This window comes from Rhodopirellula sp. JB055 (assembly GCF_043100905.1).
In the GTDB taxonomy this organism is placed as follows: Bacteria; Planctomycetota; Planctomycetia; order Pirellulales; family Pirellulaceae; genus Rhodopirellula.
This window is the reverse complement of record NZ_JBICHO010000116.1, coordinates 1-20,198: the sequence shown is the minus strand read 5'-3', so window position 1 is coordinate 20,198 and position 20,198 is coordinate 1. Positions and strand designations below refer to the sequence as shown.

The following is a 20,198-nucleotide window of genomic DNA, read 5'->3' as shown; positions in this document are numbered from 1 at the left end:
AGTGGCAAAACGTTGATGCAGTTGGTCGATCCTTACGAACACCGGGATGCCTTGTCGATGCCAACGTTGGTGTTGCTCGGCAGCAACGATCCATACTGGCCCGCTGATTCCGCACAGCATTACTTTGACGATCTGCCCGGTCCAAAATGGCTGTTGAATATTCCGAACAACGGGCATGGTTTGAATGACATTCCACGCGTGGTGGGGGGCGTGTCCGCTCTGCATCGATCGATCAGTCAAGGCACCGTCATGCCCAAATGGAACACGCGTTCGGAAACAACGTCTGGTGGGATGAAGATCATTGCGACGAGCGATCAGACGCCAAGCAAAGTCTTGGTTTGGACCGCGAATTCACCCACACGTGATCTCCGTTCATCCACGTGGGGATCGTCTCCACTGCAAGCCACCGAGGACGGGACTTGGGTCGCAGAGGTGGCGCCCCCAGAACGCGGCAGCGTCGGCGCATTCGTCGAAGCTCAATACGATCAGGGAGGGATGTTCCCGTTGTCGGTGACCTCGCAAATCCGTGTTTTGGACTGAAGCAAATCGCATGACTGATTTGTAGCTCGGTGGTCCCCCACCGAGACGCACCATCCAGTTCCTTCACGCACTTCATTGCCAATTGTCCATCTCAGTCGATGGGCGAGCATCACGCCAGCACGTCTTGGATGACACTGCCGTGAACATTGGTCAATCGTCGTTCCAATCCGTTGTGATAGAACGTCAGTCGTTCATGGTCCAGTCCCATCAAGTGCAACAGACTGGCGTTGAAGTCGTAGACCGATGTTGGGTTCACCGCGGATTTGAAACCGAACTCGTCACTCTCGCCGTAGCTGAAACCTCGTTTGACGCCTGCCCCGGTGAGGAAGCAAGTGAAGGCGTCGGGGTTGTGATCGCGTCCGGTCCCATTGGATTGCAGGAATGGCATTCGACCAAATTCCGTTGCCCACACGACCAAGGTGTTTTCGAGCAAGCCTCTTTGCTTCATGTCAGCGATGAGTGCTGCCGTCGGTTGGTCCATGATTTCTGCCTGCATCGCGTGTGTCTCAGCGATGTTGGAGTGCGAGTCCCAGTTTGAAATCCCATTGCCGCCGGCTGGGTCACTGCCATTGAACAACTGGACAACTCGAACTCCTTTTTCGATGAGGCGGCGAGCCAGGATGCAGTTCTTGGCATATTCACCTCGTAGTTTGCTGCCCCCTTCGACCCCATAGGCTTTCAAGGTGGCGGCCGTTTCACCGGAGAGGTCCATCACGTCCGGCACCGACGTCTGCATCTTTCCTGCCAACTCATAGCTGGCGATTCGTCCTGCTAAGTTGGCATCACCTGGGTAGAGTTCCAGGTGCTTTGCGTTGAGGCGTTGCAGCAAGTCAACGGTTGCCCGATCCGCGTCGGGTGACAGCCCACTGGGACGATGCAAGTTGTTGGGCGGATTCTTGGCGTTGAAATCCGTTCCCTGGAACGCCGCCGGTAGGAATCCGTTGCCAAAATTGTTCTTGCCGCTGCGAGCTAAACCGCGTGGATCGTTGATCGCGACGAATGCGGGTAGTTCTTGATTTTCGGTCCCCAAGGCGTAGGTTACCCAAGCACCAAACGACGGGAACCCTTCCATCGTGAACCCGGTGTTCAGAAAGTTCTCGCCTTGAGGGTGGGCGCTCGTGTCGGTGTTGAGCGAATGCAGAAAGCAAAAATCGTCGACTTGCTCCGCCAGGTGTGGCAACAAATCTGAAACCATCTTGCCGGATTCGCCGCGGGGTTTGAAATCCCAGAACGGTTTCGCGATGTTTCCAGTGGGGCCTTCGAAAGTGACCGCGGGAATGCCCGGTGGTTTCTGACCATGCAGTTTCGTCAGCGCCGGTTTGTAATCAAACGTGTCGACGTGGCTGACCGCACCCGGGCAGAAAATCACCAGGACCTGCTTGGCAGGAGCCTCGAAATGAGCCGGACGCGGCAGGTATGGGTTGTTAGGATCAATCGAAGGGCGAATCGGTGTTTTGCCTCCGGCCGAACCAACGTCCGACGCGAGCAGTCCGTCCGACTGCAGCAGACTGGCCAGCCCAAGCCCGGCCGAAGAAAGTCCAGCCGTGCCTAGAAAGCTTCGCCGGTCCAGCAGTCGGCGACCTTGGGCAGAGAGGTTTTCAGGATTCGTCATGTGCATACGGTTCAGTGCTAGGGGAGGAAGGCAAGTTCGTTGGAGTTGATCAGAGCTCGGCACACCAATGCCAACTCACCATTGCGAGCAATGTTCATGCACGCCGTCTGCTCAGCTTCGGTTGACGAGCGACCGAGCAGAAGTTCAAAACATCGATTCACTGCGGCATCGAGATCGTTCTCCGATTCCAGCAGGGCTCGTTTCGCAATCAGATCCGATTGCGCGAGCACAAAGTCACTGTTCATCAAATTCAATGCTTGCAGAGGCGTCGTCGAAACCGGGCGTTTGGCTCGAACTTGACCGCAGTCCGGGAAATCAAAGGCAGTGAAAATTTGGTCGTCCACCCGGCGCATTCTTTCCTGGTACAGCATCCGTCGCCAAGTTTCGGGACCGTGGTTGTTGACGACTTCCCACTGGGCATAGGTCGCTTTTTCGTTGTGGATGCGATAGCTGCGTCCGCCGATGCGGAGATCCATTGAACCGGATGCCATCAAGATGGAGTCTCGAATGACTTCGGCTTCCACTCGACGCGGCGGGAATCGCCACAGCAAAGCTGAGCCCGCGTCCCGTTCCAGTCCTTTCTCATTTGGTGAACTTGACTGACGAAACGCCTCGGACATCACCAGCATCCGCACGAGCGATTTGACGGACCACGCGGCTGTGTCGCCACTTGCCGGGGAAACGAATTCATCGGCGAGCCAGTCCAGCAATTCCGGATGCGTGGGAGGTGCTCCTGCTCGTCCAAAGTCGCTGGTCGTCGGAACGATGCCCGTTCCAAATAGATGGTGCCACACTCGGTTGACCATGACTCTGGCTGTCAGCGGATTCTCAGGCGATGTCAACCACTTCGCGAATTGACGGCGACGCTCGGGGCCTGGAGTCATGGAATCAAGCCCCAAGTCGCCGTCGAAGATTTCCGGAGCGGCGGGCATCACAACATCATGGGGACTTTCGGGACTGCCCCGCAGTAGGACTCGTGTCTCAACTGGTTTTATGAACCGACCCACAAAGCTTGGTTGAGGCCCTTCTTCGGAAAGTTGATCGATCAACTCTTGGATGTTCGCAATGGTTTGCTTTCGCTGCGGATTGTTCTTCAGCAGTTTGGTGTTGGCCGCCCAGGTGCCGGTCCAAGGTTGCCAGGTTCCGTCTTCCTGCCGAATGTCCACGTCGAACTGGTACTTGGGCAGATAAGGTTTCTTGTTCAGGTAGTCCGTGTCGTAGAAGTATTCACGGTTGTTACTCAAACGAAGACGGTTGATGGTTTGTGGGCCCTGGAATTGGAATTCGACCCAAGGGCGTTCTTCTTTCTTGGCATCGAGTTTGGTCCGCCATGCCATCGTTCCGTATTCGCCGTCATTGATTCGCTCGATCGGATTGCGTCCATCAGTTCCCTCTTCTGGGAATCCGGTGACCTGCGTTCCTTCACGCGCATCGGCGAGGTTCCGGTTCAAACCGTGATGCCCGAGGACCTCGAGCTCATCCAATCCCAAGTTGGGAGTTTTGAATCGGATTCGAACGGCCGTGGTTGTGATGGCGGGAAAGTGAAGTTCACGATTCGCACCCCAGTTTTCTTCCCATCCGCCGTCGTCACGCAGTTTGTCACGTTGTGCTTGGATTTGTTGCCACAATTCCTTGCCGCGTTTTCGAAGCGGGTGGTTTTCCGAAAACTCTGGTTGACGACTTCCAAACTCAACGTCTTGGAAGACTGCCGTCATCGAGTAGTAGTCTTGAATGGAAAGGGGGTCAAATTTGTGGTTGTGGCAACGAGCACATCCCACGGTGACTCCCATGACCGACGCTCCCACGGTTTGCAAGATTTCATCCATCCGGTCGGCGCGAGCCTGGCGAATCGCCGTGGGTTCACGACCAACTGTCGCGGGAGGAACGTGAGGCCCCGCGACCAGGTATCCGGTCGCTTCCCCGGCACCCATGGTATCGCCGGCAATTTGTTCTTGGACAAATTGGTTGTACGGCTTGTCTTCGTTGAACGACCGAACCACGTAATCGCGATAGACCCACGCGTTCTTACGGTACAGGTTGGCTTCGGACCCGTTGGTTTCGGACCTGCGAATGACATCGAGCCAATGTTGAGCCCAGCGTTCACCGAAGTGCGGTGATTGCAGTAAGCGATCCACCGCTTGTTCGTAGGCAAGTTCGCGGTTCGCCTGAAATTCGCGAACGAAGGTTTGTGTTTCTTCGGGTGTCGGAGGAAGTCCCGTCAAGACAATCGCGAGTCGCCGAATCAACGAACGTGGGTCCGCCGGATCGGAATAGTCGAGACCATGTTCCGCCAAACGCGATCGCAAGAAGGCATCGATGGGTTGCAGTGCATTCGCATGGGACGAGCCATCTGTGTCTGGGACCGCAGGAACTTCTGAACGGATGATTGGTTGGAAGGCCCAGTGGTCGGATTCGAATTCCAGAACCGCGTCCATCTGTCCTGGCCACTGAGCTCCCTCTTTGATCCAACGCGAAATCAGGTCGATTTCTTCTTGGGGCAATTGGTCGTCATCCGGTGGCATCGCCATTTCTTCATCGAGATGTTGGATCACATCCATGACGTAACTTTTCTCTGGATGTCCGGGCACCAGGGCCGGCAATCCCGAGTCACCTCCGCGAAGCATGTGTGGACGTGAATCGAGACGCAGTCCGGATTCTTGTTCGTCTTCGCCGTGGCAGTAGACGCAGCGGTCCTCCAGAATCGGAGCGATGTCGTTCTCGTAGTCAACCGTTTCGGCCCTGCTGAGGTTGGCGGTGAGAACGGTCAGAACGAACAAGCACACCTGCGGCCAGGTTCGTTTCAATTGCATTGGATTTTTCATTTCGCTGCCTCCCATCCTGCTCGCCACTGAGCCAAGAGTTTTTTCGTCAGTTCAGGTTCTTCTTTCGCGATGTTCTTGGTCTCTTGTGGATCGGTCGCGTGGTCGAAGAGTTCAATGAATAGCGGTTCAGCTTGGGCGTCTCGATGATCTCGCCAGACCACCAAACGATATTGATCGGTACGCATCGTGTAACCCATCAGATGTTGTTCAAAAAGTTCGCGATCCCATTTCGAACCCTGTTGTTGGATGATTCGATCTTCAACCTGTTGGATCAGTGGACCGAACCAGGTTTCTCGCATGCCGCGGGAGAGAGGGTTGGCCGCCCATTCTCGAAGAGCGGGATTGGGATATTGGCTGAAGACAGCCGTTTTCCATGGTTGATTTGGATCCTGCATCAGGGGTTCAAAGCTGGTGCCTTCGGTGTGAGTCGGAACCGGGATGTCAGCCAACTCGCAGAGCGTCGGATAGATGTCGACCAGTTCCACCAAAGCGTCCGTTTTAGCTCCACGAGCTTGCATGTCCGGCGCCCAGATCATCAAAGGAACACGGGTCGCGATTTCATAGTTGGTGGCTTTGCCCCAGACTCCCAAGTCGCCCAAGTGCCACCCGTGATCGCCCCAGACAACAATCACGGTGTTGTCGCGAACACCGGCCTCTTCCAGGGCGGCGATCAGTTTTCCGATTTGTGCATCGACGTAGCTGACTGAGGCCAGGTAGGCATGTTTGAGTGTGCGCGATAGTTCCGGCGACAAAGGACCCGATTTCGGAATACCCGCGCGGGTGCGAAGTTCAAAGGAAGCGTGCAATCCCATCGCAGCGCCGTCCTGGGGTGCCTCGGTTTCTTGGGCCATTGGAATGTCGTCGGCGTTGTACAGATCCCAGTACTTGCTGGGGGCACACCAGTTCAGGTGAGGTAACTTGTAGCCCATTCCCAAAAAGAAGGGCTTGTCGCCATCCTGGACCAATTCTTTCAATGTCGCGATGGCCATTTCAGTGTTGTAGCCATCGATGTAATCGGTGTCGGCAACGTCGGCTTTTTCGTAAGCCGGGCCGGCGGCCAGTCCTTTGCGGGCAGCTTCGCCGTACTTCGCCAACATGGTTTTCATGTTGTCCGATTTCATTTTGAGGTTTTCTGACAGAGCGTACCCGCCTTTCGGTTTTCGAATTCCCTCGACTTGTTTCACAGATTCGCGATTCCAGGACCGTCCGTCGTCGGTGTCGCCCTGGTGAAAAATTTTCCCGCAGTAAGCCGCTTCGTACCCGTGCGCAATGAAGTGTTCGGGGAGCGTCAAGATGTCTGGTTGCAATTCGCGAAGCGAAACATAGTTGTGATAGAGTCCCGTGGTATCGGGACGAGACCCTGTCATTAAACTCGCTCGCGAGGGACGGCAGATCGCTTGTTGGCAATACGCACGGTCAAAGAGCAGTCCATCGGCTGCCAAACGGTCCAAATGAGGTGTTTTCGCGATCGGTGAGCCATAGCAGCCAAGTTCTGGACGCAAGTCATCGACTGCGATGAACAAAACGTTGAGTTTCTCGCCCGCATCAGAAACAGATTGCGAAAGTAAGACGAAAGACAAAGTGAGTAACAGTCGAAGCATGTTTCTCGGTGGGGCGATGGGGAGGGGATGAATTTCTTGTGGCACGAGCATTCCGTTCGTATTGGAAGTCTCAAAGACTGGATGCCTGTGCCACTGCATTTTCGGTTCAGTAACCCAGCGGTTTGCCGGACTCATAAAGCAACTGAATCTCGGCTGGCTGGAGTGCTGCATTGTAGATCGTCAGTTCATCGATCGTGCCGTCCAGGTTGCGGACCGCAAACCAAGGGGTTTCGCGAAACGGTTGACCCCAGTTTCCGATTTCTGCGGGACCTATTCGTAGGGTGTCGATGTGATACTTAGGCTCAATCGCCTCGCGGCTGATGCGAGTGCCGTTCACAAACTGTTGCACCCGTTCTGAGGCCGGGTCATAAACCGCAGCCAAATGAAACCATTGCCCGCTCTTGGAAATGTCCCAAAATGGTTCCGTGGTATAGACGCGATGCAGGCCAGCGTCTTCGACGACGCGTTGATCGCGTTTGTTGTAAAAACTGACGCTTTGAGAATCATCGACCATGACGGAAAACATCAGGCGTCCGTCGTCGCGAATTTGCCAGTGAGGTTCACCGTTCTCATATCCGTCCCCCATGAACAAAGCGCTGTAGCGTTGGTTGAGATTGTCGATCTTGACCCAGCATGCGAATGTGAACGCTTGGAAGTCACCTTCGATTCGAGTGCGAACGCGAGAGCCCAGTCGCTTGAAGTTGAGGCCGCGAGATTCCGTGCCAAATCGTCCGTCTAGCACGTCCACGGGACCGACCAGCAACCCGTCTCGGTCGTCGCCAGTGTTCGCTCCGTTGCGAATGATGCGGTGTTGGAGATTGGATGTGTCGTAGTGTGCGATCAGTCGCGGGTCAGCTTGGATGGATTGCATCGACAAACGCCATTCTTCGAAACGCTGCTGAGTTGCCGAGCGATCTCGTCGATCCAAATCAGTCGCCGTGATCATGCGACCGAAGTTTTGCTGGGATGGTGAACCATGAAGTGTTTCTTTGTCGCCAGTGTAGAGGTGCTGACCATCTAATTTGCCACCTCGCAACATGATTTCGCCGTCGACGACTTCGACACGAGCGGTGTCGGCGGTGACATCCATGGTGAATTCTGTTCCTAGGTCGACGACTTCTGACTCGGCCGCCTTCACGAGGAAACCGCGAGCGGCGGGTGGCACGGTTGCTCGCAAGCGGCCTTGAAACACGCGGACGGACCAATCGGATTCAATGTTCAGTTCCGCCGGACCTTCGACGATCAATGTTGCGCCGCAGAAAAAATCAATCTCCGCGATACCGCTCTCGAACTGAAAACGCCCGTTGGGCAAAACATCACCGACCTTGGCCGATTCGGAGTTCGATGGCCATTGAAGGTCCACCGCGCGTCGTAGCGTTGCATGGCCCGCGATTTGAGATTCGGTGGCATCGGATTCCAGTGAGACAGTGGCTGGCAACACGAGGGAAGACCATCGCTGTTGTCCCAACCAGTACGCCAAGCCCCCGACGAGGATCAAGGCGGAGGCCGCGATCATCAGCGAACGCAATGCGAACACACTGGGCCAACGGTACAAGGGCAACGGAAGCGTTGGGTCCGCTGGGCGAGTCTGCGCAGCGAGAACGGGGGTGGAGGATGCGGCGATCTCGTGAAGCGATTCGCTGGCATTGACCACCTGCAGATAGGCCTGCCTGGCTTCTTCACTGCTTTCCAACAGATCTTGCAGGCGATCAAAGTCCTCGGGGGTGATCGTTTGGTCGATCGCTTGATAGACCAGATTCTGAAAATCATCTTTCATGGTGGAGCTCCTGCTGCAGTGTTTTCTCGACGCATTGCTGGAGCGAAGCACGCAAGACATTGAGTTGGTAATAAAGACGTCGCGCCTTCTGCCCGGTTTGCTTGGCGATGGAGGCAACGGATTGACCGGGCGAGTGAACGCTCAGTACCAATCGCCGCTGAGACTCTCCGAGTTTGGCCAAGCAGCGTTCCATTGCGCGTCGCTCGTCCTCATGTCGTTCCAAGTCCGGAAGAGCAGATGCTGCCAAGGCTTCCACCACTGAATCGCGAAAAATCAATCGGTCACGACTCTGATCGCGAATCCAACTGAGCGTTTTGTAGCGAGCAATCACGCATGCCCATCGAGCGAATTCGTTTTCTTGGCCAGTGTTCTGCGTCGAGAAATCGTCGAATTTCTTCCAGCATTCCAATGCCGTTTCTTGCACCACATCGTCGACGGCGTCGCGGTTGGGCAGCAGCGAACGGATGAACCGGCGGATCGACAGATCGTGACGCGTCAGCAATGCGACAAATTCGTTGTATTGCTGCTCACGTTCGTTCGAATCGACGCTGTTGCTGGGGGCATCACTGGCCGCCATGTTTTTGCTCCACCTAAACAGGTACGCAGGTCTCTTCGGGGATGCCAGCCTTCTGGCGTTCGCCACGGTTCCCAAGCACAATCGGGGCTAACGCCCAAACGGCTCGTAGGATGAAAATCAATCATTTCTGCCTGCCTGCTTAGTCATTCCATTCGGCCAGGAATCTACAAAGATTTTCCTGAAGTCCAATTTCGCAGAGAGTGGTCGGGGCAAGAGCTTGGAAAGCGAAATGTCAGTCGAAATTCTTGGGTGGTGGCATTTCAGATTGCAATGATTCCCAAATGGCAACCAATTCTTGCAGGCGATCCGGATGAGCCGCGGACAGGTCGCTGGATTCGCTGAGGTCCGATTCGAGGTTGAAGAGCTGGAGGGGTTGGTTCATGCGAGCCTGGACAAACTTCCAATTGCCATGCCGAAGGGCTCGAGCGCCGCGAGGCATCCGCCACCAGATCGTTCGGTCCGACTCGTAGGTGCCTCGGCCAATCCAAGGCAAAACATTTGCGCCATCCGTTTCACGCTGGGATGCGTCGTTGATCGCCAAGGGCAAGAACGAAGCGGCGATGTCGAGACTGAGGATCGGGGCATCTTCTTCAGCTGCAGTGGGGATCGTTCCTGGCATGCTCCAGATCATCGGGATGCGAACGCCTCCTTCGTAGAGACTGCCTTTGCCGCCACGAAGCGGTGCGTTGCTGCTGGTCAGTTCCGCAGTGGGGCCACCATTGTCACTGAAGAAGACCACCAAAGTTTTTTCGCGAAGGTGATGTTCAGTGAGAGTGTTCATGATCTGCCCAACCCCGCGGTCCAATGCGATCAGCATCCCCGCGAAAATCCTCCGTTGGGGATCTTGGATGTGAGCCATTTTCTGGTGGTCATCCAGCGTGGCTTGCATGGGTGAATGAACGGCGTTGTAAGAGACCACCAGAGCGAATGGCGCCGACCCGGATTGGACGATGGCGTCGACTGCGTGGTCCGTGATGGTGTCGGTCAGGTATTGCCAATTGTCGATCGATTCGGACCCATCCAGAATTGGATTGTCCGCGTCATAAGCCGGTTCATTGATGGGCGCGTAGTTGCCGCGAATGGTTCGTTGGTCGGTTCGCAACTGGCCAGAAGGAAGTGATTTGTCCCGGAGCATCGTCCAGACATTTTTGAATGGCGGCCCGGGAACATAGTAGTGACCTTCGTGAAGGAAGCCAAAGAATCGATCGAATCCTTTCGCGGTCGGGACCTGCTGGGGCTGTGTGCCAAGATGCCACTTGCCAATCAAAGAGGTTTGATAGCCCGCCGATTGCAGGTGCTGGACGAAGGTCGGTTGGTCGACTGGCAAGCCAGCGTTGGGGTGATGATTGCGTTTTCCGGTCGGATTGAGGTCATAGCCAAATCGCGATTGATAGCGGCCTGAGAGAAAGCCTGCTCGGGAAGGACTGCAGTAAGACGATGTCACGTAGCCGCTGGTGCAGCGAACTCCCGACCGGGCCAAAGCATCGATTGCGGGAGTGGGGATGTCTTCGTTCCCCATCATTCCGGTTTCACCATAGCCAAGATCGTCGGCGATGATCACGACCAGATTGGGCGGGGAGGCCTTCGAGGTGTTTGGTAGCCACGACACCCAACTCGCCAGGATCACGCCGATTACAACTCGATCGACTATGGAAGAAGAGGGTAACGCAAGCATGATGAGGCTGAGACTGGGGGAGGGATGGGGGGGATTAGTTTATCAGGGCCACAGGGCCACAGGGACTCAGGGACTCAGGACTCAGGACTGTTTGCGCATGAAAAAACCGGGCGTCGTGGGGACGCCCGGTTCTTTGTTCTAACGATTCGAAGTTTCGATCACTCGCCTTCGTTGCTGCTGGAAGTGCTGGAGGCGGTTTCGCCGTCACCGCCCAGCAATGGGAAGGACTCTTCGAGTGCCGAGACGGGAGCCTGCGACAATTCTTCGAGTGCTTCGCGACGGTAGTTGACTTCCGATTCTTGGAAGATGCGGAAACCGGTACCGGCGGGGATCAAGTGACCCAGGATCACGTTCTCTTTCAAACCGACCAACTTGTCGACCTTGCCAGCCAAAGCGGCTTCGGTGAGCACCTTGGTGGTTTCTTGGAACGACGCTGCCGAGATGAACGAGTTCGACTGAACGGCGGCCTTGGTGATTCCGAGCAACTGGGTGCTGGCCGTTGCACTCTTGCAACGTTTGCCCTTGGCAGGGGTTCCGCCCATCGCTTCGACTTCGGCGTTGGTTTGCTCGAACGCTTCCTTGGGCACGATCGTGCCTTCGGTGTAGTCCGTGTCACCAGGGTTGGCGATCTTGATGCACTTCTGCAAGTCCTGGTTGGCTTTGCGGAAGTGGAATCGGTCCATCACGCTACCTGGCAACAGGTTGGTGTCGCCGGCGTTCTCGATCTTCACCTTGCGAAGCATGCGAGCGATGATGATTTCGCCGTGTTTGTCGTTGATCTCCACACGCTGGCTGCGATAGACCTGTTGAATTTCGTGCAGCAGGTATTGCTGAACGGCTTCTTCCCCGGTCACTCGCAAGATGTCGTGAGGAACCAACGCACCATCGACCAAGGCTTGACCAGCCTTCACGATGTCGCCGGTGTGCACCAAGAAGTGCTTTCCGTGAGGCACCAAGTGTTCGCGTTCGATTCCGGATTCGCTGCGGACGATGATCGTTCGTTTGCCACGTTTGCGTTCGCTGAGGATTTCGACTTCGCCGTCGACTTCCGCGATCACGGCCGGATCCTTTGGCTTGCGAGCTTCGAAGATCTCAGTCACACGCGGCAGACCACCGGTGATGTCCGACACACCGCCCGTTTCACGAGGCATTTCGGCCAGAACCTTACCAGGGATGACTTCTTCGCCTTCCTTGACCGAGATCGTTGCACGTTCGGGCAAGTACTGAGCGTGAAGCGGACGACCGGTTTCATCTTCGATGACCAACTGCGGGTGCAAATCACCCTTGTGGTCGATGATGGTCATCCGAGTGTTGCCGCTGGCTTCGCGATCCACTCGCATTGTGTCGCCTTCGACCACGTCTTCGAAGCGGATCTTACCGGTGACTTCCGACAAAATTGGAATCGAGTAGGGGTTCCATTCGCAGAGGACTTGGCCGGCGGTGACTTGGTCACCTTCTTTGACCATCAGCATGGCACCGGTTGGAATGTCGTACGACTCGACTTCCCGTCCACGGTCATCGACCAGCAAGATCTGGCCGTTTCGTGTCAGAACGATGTCGCGGCCTTCGGCGTTCGTGACGGCCTTCATTCGCGTCAAGCGAACTTCGCCGGCACGCGAGGTCTTGATGTCGGACTCTTCGACTTGCTTGCTCACCGAACCACCGATGTGGAACGTACGCATCGTCAACTGAGTACCGGGCTCACCAATCGACTGGGCGGCGATGATCCCGACGGCCATGCCTTCTTCGACCATTGATCCGGTCGACATGTCCATGCCATAGCAGCATCGGCAAACACCCAGAGGTGCGTCGCAAGACATTGGCGTACGAACTTGGATTTTCTCCAGTCCCATCGCCTCGATGTTGCGAGCGATCTCGGGAGTGATCATCTGGTTCGCTTCCACGATCACTTCGTCGGTGACCGGGTTGACGATCGACTTCAGGCTGACACGACCGTTGATCGATTCCGCCAGTGAGACTTCGACCTTCTCACCACGGTAAACAACACCCTTCGTGATGCCCTGAGTGGTGCCGCAGTCATGCATGGTGACCACAACGTTTTGAGCGACGTCGGCAAGCTTACGAGTCAGGTAACCGGAGTCGGCTGTCTTCAACGCCGTGTCGGCCAGACCCTTTCGGGCACCGTGCGTGGACGAGAAGTATTCGAGCACCGACAGGCCTTCACGGAAGTTTGCCTTGATAGGTGTTTCGATGATTTCACCGGTTGGCTTGGCCATCAGACCACGCATACCAGCGAGCTGACGAATTTGTTCGATACCACCCCGTGCACCCGAGTGCGACATCAAGAAAACGGGGTTGATGTACCAACCGCCGGGCCGGATGTCGTTTTCCATCGCCGACATCATGTCTGCCGTGATGGCTTCGCGAGCGTGAGTCCAAGCATCGAGAACCTGGTTGTATCGTTCCTTGCCCGTCATCAGACCGCGGTCATAAGCCTTCTTGTGCTTCATGACCTCTTTTTCGGCTTCTTTGATGAACTGTTGCTTGGTGTCTGGGGTCACCAAGTCATCCGTCGCGAAGGACAGACCACTGCGGGTGGATTCGCGGAAACCAGCTTGCATCATGTCGTCGAGCAAGTGAATCGTTGCTTTGCGTCCGAGACGCTGGTAGCAGTCACTGATCGATTTCGCCAAGTCACCGCTACGCATGGCGCGGTTGTAGAAGTCCATGCCGACGGGCAGCATTTCGTTGAAGCGAACACGACCTGGGGTGGTGTCGATGACGGCCCCGTATTCGCCGCTGTCGTCGTCGGTTTTCAGCTTTTGGTACTTCGGCAAACGCAACTTGATCCGCGTGTGCAGACCGATGATGCCTTGGGCCATCGCGTAGTCGACTTCTTCGTAGGTGCTGAACGTCATGCCTTCGCCCTTTTGATCGGGCATCTCGACGGTCATGAAGTAGCAACCCATGACGATGTCCTGCGAAGGACTCATGATGGGCTTTCCGTTCGAAGGTGCGAACACGTTGTTCGTGCTCATCATCAACGTGTGAGCTTCGACTTGCGCTTCGATCGAAAGCGGCAAGTGGACGGCCATTTGGTCACCGTCGAAGTCAGCGTTGAAGCCTTTGCAAACCAGTGGGTGCAAGTGAATGGCGTTGCCTTCGACCAAGGTTGGTTCGAAAGCTTGGATGCCCATTCGGTGAAGCGTCGGGGCTCGGTTCAGCAGCACGGGGTGGTTCGTGATGACTTGATCGAGGATATCCCAAACCTCTTCGTCTTTTCGTTCAAGCATCTTCTTGGCTGACTTGATCGAGTCAGCGTGGCCGAGCTCTTTGAGTCGACGAATGATGAACGGTTGGTACAGTTCGAGCGCGATCTTCTTGGGCAAACCGCATTGGTGCAGTTTCAAACGAGGACCGACCACGATGACCGAACGGGCCGAGTAATCGACTCGTTTGCCCAGCAAGTTTTCGCGGAAGCGTCCCTGTTTTCCCTTGATCATGTCGGTCAAGGATTTCAAAGGACGGTTCGACGATCCCAGCACGGGACGTTTGCAGCGGTTGTTGTCGAACAAAGCATCGACGGATTGTTGCAACATTCGCTTTTCGTTGCGAATGATGACTTCCGGTGCATTCAGATCAACCAGTTTACGCAAACGGTTGTTGCGATTGATGATCCGGCGATACAGGTCGTTCAGGTCGGACGTCGCAAAGTTGCCGCTGTCCAGCAGAACCAAAGGACGCAAATCGGGAGGAATGACCGGAATGACGTCGAGAATCATCCATTCGGGACGGTTGTCGCTGTCGCGGATCGACTCCACGATTTTCAGTCGGTTGATCAGGTCCTTCTTCTTTTGCTTGCTGCCGGTTTCCGCCAGGTCAACACGCAGTTGATCGGACAGTGTGACCAAGTCGAGCTTGTTCAATAGATCGCGGACGGCTTCGGCACCCATGTCGGCTTGGAAGCTGCCAGGACCGTACTGTTGACGAGCGGCGCGATATTCCTCTTCGGTGAGGAGTTGCAGCATTTCCAGGTCGGTGTCCTTGGGATCCGTGACCACGTAATCCTGGAAGTAAATGACCTTTTCCAGCGAGCTGGTTTTCATCGCGAGCAAGTTGCCCAGTCGCGACGGCATCGCTTTGAAGAACCAGATGTGAACGACGGGAGCCGCCAGTTCGATGTGCCCCATGCGTTTGCGACGCACGCGACTGTGGGTGACCTTCACGCCGCAACGGTCGCAGATCATTCCCTTGTATTTCATCCCACGGTATTTGCCGCAGGCACATTCCCAGTCCTTTTCAGGGCCAAAGATGCGTTCGCAGAACAGACCGTCTTTTTCAGGGCGATAGGTTCGGTAGTTGATCGTTTCGGGTTTTTTGACCTCGCCGAACGACCATGCTTTGATGTCTTGAGGTCGTGCCAACGAGATGCGGACAGAGGCATAGTCGTTGATGCGATCGTAGTTGCTGGTTTCGCCAATGGACATTCTGAGAAGCTCCTAGCTATTAGCAGTTCGCTGCTAGCTCTTTTGCTGGTGCAATTGATGTTGGGAAGAAGGTCAGAAGACGGGGTGAGTCATTCTTCTGACGCTTGAGTTCGAAAACCGGGCGAGTTCAAAACGGCTGGGTCTTGCTTTCGCCCGTCCAGGCCAGCGTGGTGCTGACCCGAACAACCGCTGCGACTCATTCGAGGTGAGTCGCAAAGGCTTCCTTAGATCGGCCGTTTCTCGAGTTGCATGTTCAGGGCCAAGCCACGAATTTCGTTGGTCAACACGTCGAAGCTGGCAGGTGTGCCGGCTTCCAGGGTGTTTTCTCCCTTGACCATCGACTCGTAAATCTTGGTTCGTCCTTCCACATCGTCCGATTTCACGGTCAGCAATTCTTGCAGGATGTAGGCGGCACCGTATGCCTCCAACGCCCAGACTTCCATCTCGCCGAAGCGTTGGCCGCCGAAGCGAGCCTTGCCGCCGAGAGGTTGCTGCGTGATCAACGAGTAAGGGCCGGTGCTGCGAGCGTGGACCTTGTCGTCGACCAAGTGGTGAAGCTTCAGCATGTAGATGTATCCAACCGTGGTTTCCTGCTCCATCGGCTCACCGGTTCGACCATCGGTCAAGCGAATTTTTCCGTGAGCAGGCAAGCCGGCTTCGGCCAAGCAATCGTTGATTTCCGATTCGCTGGCACCGTCAAAGATTGGCGTGAGTGCTTGGAAGCCGAGTTTGGCTCCGGCCCAACCCAAGTGCGTTTCCAAAATCTGTCCCACGTTCATCCGGCTAGGAACTCCCAGCGGGTTGAGCATGATTTGAATGGGTGTCCCATCGGGCAAGAACGGCATGTCTTCGATCGGAAGGATTTTCGCGATCACACCCTTGTTCCCGTGACGACCGGCCATCTTGTCACCGACGCTGATCGTTCGCTTGGTCGCGATGTAAACCTTGACCATTTGCAGCACGCCGGAGCGAAGTTCATCGCCCCGTTTCATGCTGTTCAGCTTGCGATCGCGTTCGTCGATGGCTTGTTCGACGTTTTGCCATTGGGTTTGGTGGACTTTCTCGGCGGCTTTGCGTTTTTCTTCGTCTTCAATTTGTTGAAGGACGAGTTCCAAACGGAAGCTGGTCGCTCGTTCAGCAACGAACTTCGGATCCTGTCCGTCGGCCAGTGGAGTGCCGGTGGAATCCTTTAGCTTGACGCCGGAGGCTTCTTCCATGTCCCGAATCAGCGACTCAAACGTGCTGGCAATTTCTTCGTTGCCTTCCGTTTCGTGCTGCTTCAGTTCCCGCTCGAATTCCTTGCGTTCGTCTTCGCCAAGGCTCATCCGTCGGCTGAATTTGTGCGTGTCGATCACGATGCCTTCGATGCCCGATGGCACTTCCAGCGAATCGTTCTTCACGTCTTCACCGGCGCGACCGAAGATGGCGTGCAGCAGCTTTTCTTCGGGCGTCAGTTCGGTCTTGCTCTTCGGTGAAACCTTGCCGACCAGAATGTCGCCGGGCTTCACGTACGTGCCGACTTGAACGATCCCGGTGTCATCCAGGTTGCGGAGCGCTTTTTCGGAGACGTTCGGAATGTCTCGAGTGAATTCTTCGCGGCCCAATTTGGTTTCGCGAATTTCAACGTCGAAGTCTTCGATGTGGATCGAAGTGTACGTGTCGTTTCGCACCAGCTCTTCGCTGATGATGATCGCATCTTCGTAGTTGAATCCGTCGAACGACATGAAGCCGACCAAAACGTTTCGTCCAAGCGCCAGTTCGCCTTTTTGAGTGGCAGCACCGTCGGCGATGATTTGGCCCTTTTCGACCTTGTCACCAACCGTCACGAGTGGTTTTTGGTTTTGGCAGGTTCGTTCGTTGAGGCCTTGGTACTTTTTCAGCGGGTAGTGATCGCTGCCGATTTCGATGCGAGTCGCATCGGCATACGTCACTTTGCCGGCACGGCGAGCACGCACGACCATCGCACTGTTCTTGGCGACTTCGCGTTCCATCCCGGTCCCGACGATTGGTGGTTCCGTGACCAACAAAGGAACAGCTTGTCGCTGCATGTTCGATCCCATCAAAGCACGGTTTGCATCATCGTGCTCGAGGAAAGGAATCAAGCCAGCCGAGACACCGACCATTTGAGCGGGAGCCACGTCCATGAACGAGACTTGTTCCGGCATCACGATCTCGAAGTCGCTGCGGAAGCGAGCGATCATGTTGGGGCCCGGAACCAAGGCACCGTCTTTGACTTCGGTGTCGGCAGGAGCCACGTACGATTCGCCTTCTTCGTCCGCACGTAGCCAGACGACTTCGTCGCTGACTTTGCCTTCGACGACTTTGCGATACGGCGTGCAAAGGAATCCGTAATCATCGACGCCGGCGTAAATCGCCAGCGAGCTGATCAAACCAATGTTCGTGCCTTCGGGAGTCTCAATCGGGCAGATCCGACCGTAGTGAGAGATGTGCACGTCGCGGACTTCGAAGCCTGCCCGTTTCCGGTTCAAACCGCCAGGGCCGAGGGCCGACAAACGGCGTTCGTGTGCCAGTTGCGACAGTGGGTTCGTCTGGTCGACCACCTGCGAGAGTTCACCACGACCGAAGAAGAAATCGATCGCTGCGGAAACGCTCTTGGGGTTGATCAATGAACGCGGCGTCATGTCTTGAGCGTCTTTGACACTCATGCGTTCTTGAACCGTGCGACGCAGTTTCAAGAACCCCTTGCGGAGTTCTTCGCTGGCCAGTTCGTCGATCGTTCGCAGACGACGGTTGCCGAGGTGGTCAATGTCGTCAATTTCGGCGCCACTGTCTGCATCGAACAAGTCGATCAGGTAGCGGATCGCGGCGATCATGTCGTCGGGACGCAATGTCATCACGGTCTCTTCGACGCCCAGATCGAGTTTTCGATTCAGGCGGAAGCGGCCGACTTTACCAAGACGGTAACGGTTGTCGTCGTAGAACTTTTCTTGGAACAGCGTGCGAGCTTTTTCCAATTGAGGCGGGTTCCCCGGGCGCAAACGCTGGTAGATCCGCAGCAACGCTTCTTCGTGGCTGGCGGTGTTGTCGTCGGCAAGGGTGTTGAAAATCAACGGAACCTTTGGCAGGTCCATCGCTTCAACCGAGGTCACGCCAGCGTTGCAGATCGTTTCCGAAAGTTCGGTGGTGATCTTGTAGCCGGCTTCCACGATGATTTCGCCAGCACGCTCGTGACCGCTGGGGTACACGACATCGTCGACGGCGATCTTGTTTTCGATCTTGGTCGCGTCTTTGCCACCATTCACCTTGATGGTGCCGGTTTCGTAGAACGCCGAAAGCAGATCCGCATCGGTGCTGTACTTCGGATCCATGGCACGCAGCAACATCGTCGCGGCGAATTTGCCGCTTTGGTCGATGCGGACGGTCAACGCGTCCTTCTTGGTCACGTTGACTTCGATCCACGAGCCACGTTCTGGAATCACGCGGCACGAAGGCAATTTGCGGTCGGTCGTGGTGTCTTGTTCCAGAACGAAGTCGACACCAGGGCTGCGGTGCAACTGCGACACGACGACGCGCTCAGCACCGTTGATGATGAATTCACCACCGCCCAGCATGATCGGCAGGTCGCCGAGGTAGACTTCCTCTTCGATCGGCTCTTCGCGGTTCAGACGCAACCAAATACGCAGCGGGCGACCGTAGGTCAAACGCAGTTGACGGCATTCCTGGATCGTGTAGCGAGGCTTCCCCAGTTCGTAGTACAAGTACTCCAGCGTCGTGTTCCCGTCGTAACTGGCGATCGGGAAGATTTCCCTCAGCACGGACTCCAGCCCGTGGTCTTTGCGGGCGTTGCTGGCCGCGTCTTCTTGCAAGAATGCCGCGTAGGACACTGTTTGCAGGGCGGTCAGGTCGGGCAAATCGAACTGGCCCAAGCCGGTGCCGAATTTGCGAATCGAGGTGGGTTCGAGGCGACGCTGAGTCGTAGTTGCCATCGTGAGTGGGAGCTCCTTCGCGGGGAAGAACAAAAACACCAACACAGCCCGGAATCCGCCCACACATTATTTGGAGCTTGATTCGTCGAAACCGCATCAATGAGATGACGAAATGGGTTCGTGAGAACTTCGAAGGTGCGACGCCGCTCGCGAAAATGCTCTGTTCCACCTGAGACGAAAGAAATTCGAAAAATCGCAATTTCAATCGTGGCGATCGTTCCAAAATGCACTCGCAGAACGATTTGCAAACCGTGAAACCCATTGCCAACAAACGAATCCGTTCGTGGGAATTGGCTTCGCGAGTCAAAACCGCGAATGGAATGAAGGGAACGTAACTCTTATCTCACAAAGCACTTCGTGAGAAAAAAGTCATTGCCAAAAGTAGAAAGACAGAACGAATACAGACGCGTCACGCAACACCGGGCCGAAGATCACTTTCGAAACTTTAACGATTGATCTTGCATCCGCAAAGGGCAACCAAACGAATTTTGGTCTGGTTTATGCTCCGTCCTAACTGCGCGGCGACTGAGAGGCGGAAAAGAGGGGCGAGCGTCCGCGGCCGGGCACGTCCTGTACCCGGCCCGTGAAGCCGTCGTGAACAATCGATCCAAAATTCGATTCGCACGAAAAAATCGCGAAAAACCAATGTTTTTGGACAATTCATCAACGATGTCAGCCCGTGGCCGCAAGCTGACCGCGTCCGGCTCCACGCTAGGCGAACTCGCGGAGTTGTGCGGGTAAGCCTACGTGCATTGATGGGGCGGTCAACATCTGATTTGCCAATTTTGATCGCCTCGATGGGGTGATTGTTGGATGGAAAGTTGTGTCGTCGAAGTGACTGCAGTTGGCTAACCGGCGGTGCCAGTTCAGTTTAAGTCTCCCAGGCTGCTTATCTTGCTTTGCTAGCAAACGCTGCCGGGGCAAAGAAAAAGTCTTTGTGAAGTGCGTATAGACTTCTCGCCCGGCTTTCCCAGTCACGCTAGGTTGTCTGCTGGGCTTTTTTTCCGGAGCGGTACGTTGGCCAGACGAGGGGCGGTGTTGGTTCGCCTGTCAGTTTGCGATGTCCGGCGTTTGTCGCCCGCTGGTGATTGTGTTTGGTGTGGGCGGCCGCGGACTTGTCTCGTTTCGTTCCCTCCTCGTCTCTCGTTCGTATTTCTTTGTTTGGAGTCAAGATGTCATCCCCTGAGCCTTCCTCTCGC

The 20,198-nt window shown here is 55.6% G+C and carries 10 protein-coding genes; 1 reads left to right on the top strand and 9 read right to left on the bottom strand.

The annotated features are described in order from the left end of the window. On the top strand, positions 1-540 hold a 540-nt coding region (locus tag ACF8AM_RS04765; protein WP_392554532.1), incomplete at its 5' end, for a PhoPQ-activated protein PqaA family protein. A 109-nt stretch (positions 541-649) separates the two neighbouring features. On the opposite strand, the gene ACF8AM_RS04760 is transcribed toward ACF8AM_RS04765, so the two are convergent. The 9 genes from ACF8AM_RS04760 to ACF8AM_RS04720 all read right to left on the bottom strand — a co-directional run. Next, the gene (locus tag ACF8AM_RS04760; protein WP_392554531.1) at positions 650-2,152 is read right to left on the bottom strand and encodes a DUF1501 domain-containing protein; all 1,503 of its coding nucleotides are present in this window, start codon (positions 2,150-2,152) and stop codon (positions 650-652) included. Between the two features lie 17 nt (positions 2,153-2,169). Continuing rightward, positions 2,170-4,989 carry a PSD1 and planctomycete cytochrome C domain-containing protein gene (locus tag ACF8AM_RS04755; RefSeq protein ID WP_392554530.1) on the bottom strand — a complete coding sequence of 940 codons (2,820 nt, stop codon included), beginning with the start codon at positions 4,987-4,989 and terminating at the stop codon, positions 2,170-2,172. Further along, positions 4,971-6,575 (bottom strand): sulfatase, encoded by a 1,605-nt coding sequence (locus ACF8AM_RS04750; RefSeq protein WP_392554529.1) that lies wholly within the window; start codon positions 6,573-6,575, stop codon positions 4,971-4,973. Before ACF8AM_RS04750 ends, ACF8AM_RS04755 begins: the two co-directional genes overlap by 19 nt. A 106-nt stretch (positions 6,576-6,681) precedes the next feature. Beyond that, positions 6,682-8,352, bottom strand: a complete 1,671-nt coding sequence (locus ACF8AM_RS04745; protein ID WP_392554528.1) for a LamG-like jellyroll fold domain-containing protein — start codon at positions 8,350-8,352, stop codon at positions 6,682-6,684. Next, positions 8,342-8,929 (bottom strand): sigma-70 family RNA polymerase sigma factor, encoded by a 588-nt coding sequence (locus ACF8AM_RS04740; RefSeq protein WP_392554527.1) that lies wholly within the window; start codon positions 8,927-8,929, stop codon positions 8,342-8,344. The genes ACF8AM_RS04745 and ACF8AM_RS04740 overlap by 11 nt, the downstream gene beginning before the upstream one ends. Before the next feature lie 232 nt (positions 8,930-9,161). Then, on the bottom strand, positions 9,162-10,538 hold the full coding sequence (locus ACF8AM_RS04735) for a sulfatase-like hydrolase/transferase (protein ID WP_392554526.1): 1,377 nt from the start codon (positions 10,536-10,538) through the stop codon (positions 9,162-9,164). A gap of 224 nt (positions 10,539-10,762) precedes the next feature. Beyond that, positions 10,763-15,052: a DNA-directed RNA polymerase subunit beta' gene (rpoC, locus tag ACF8AM_RS04730; protein ID WP_392554525.1), complete on the bottom strand. Its 4,290-nt coding sequence runs from the start codon at positions 15,050-15,052 to the stop codon at positions 10,763-10,765. A gap of 224 nt (positions 15,053-15,276) precedes the next feature. Next, positions 15,277-18,999, bottom strand: a complete 3,723-nt coding sequence (gene rpoB, locus ACF8AM_RS04725; protein WP_392554524.1) for a DNA-directed RNA polymerase subunit beta — start codon at positions 18,997-18,999, stop codon at positions 15,277-15,279. A 979-nt stretch (positions 19,000-19,978) separates the two neighbouring features. Beyond that, a partial coding sequence (locus tag ACF8AM_RS04720) for a hypothetical protein (RefSeq protein ID WP_392554523.1) occupies positions 19,979-20,198 on the bottom strand: 220 nt, incomplete at its 5' end.

Excerpts from the sequence above, each read along its gene's own strand:
- ACF8AM_RS04760 (WP_392554531.1), bottom strand. The coding sequence starts at position 2,152 with ATGACGAATCCTGAAAACCTCTCTGCCCAAGGTCGCCGACTGCTGGAC.
- ACF8AM_RS04755 (WP_392554530.1), bottom strand. The coding sequence starts at position 4,989 with ATGGGAGGCAGCGAAATGAAAAATCCAATGCAATTGAAACGAACCTGG.
- ACF8AM_RS04750 (WP_392554529.1), bottom strand. The coding sequence starts at position 6,575 with ATGCTTCGACTGTTACTCACTTTGTCTTTCGTCTTACTTTCGCAATCT.
- ACF8AM_RS04745 (WP_392554528.1), bottom strand. The coding sequence starts at position 8,352 with ATGAAAGATGATTTTCAGAATCTGGTCTATCAAGCGATCGACCAAACG.
- ACF8AM_RS04740 (WP_392554527.1), bottom strand. The coding sequence starts at position 8,929 with ATGGCGGCCAGTGATGCCCCCAGCAACAGCGTCGATTCGAACGAACGT.
- rpoC (WP_392554525.1), bottom strand. The coding sequence starts at position 15,052 with ATGTCCATTGGCGAAACCAGCAACTACGATCGCATCAACGACTATGCC.
- rpoB (WP_392554524.1), bottom strand. The coding sequence starts at position 18,999 with ATGGCAACTACGACTCAGCGTCGCCTCGAACCCACCTCGATTCGCAAA.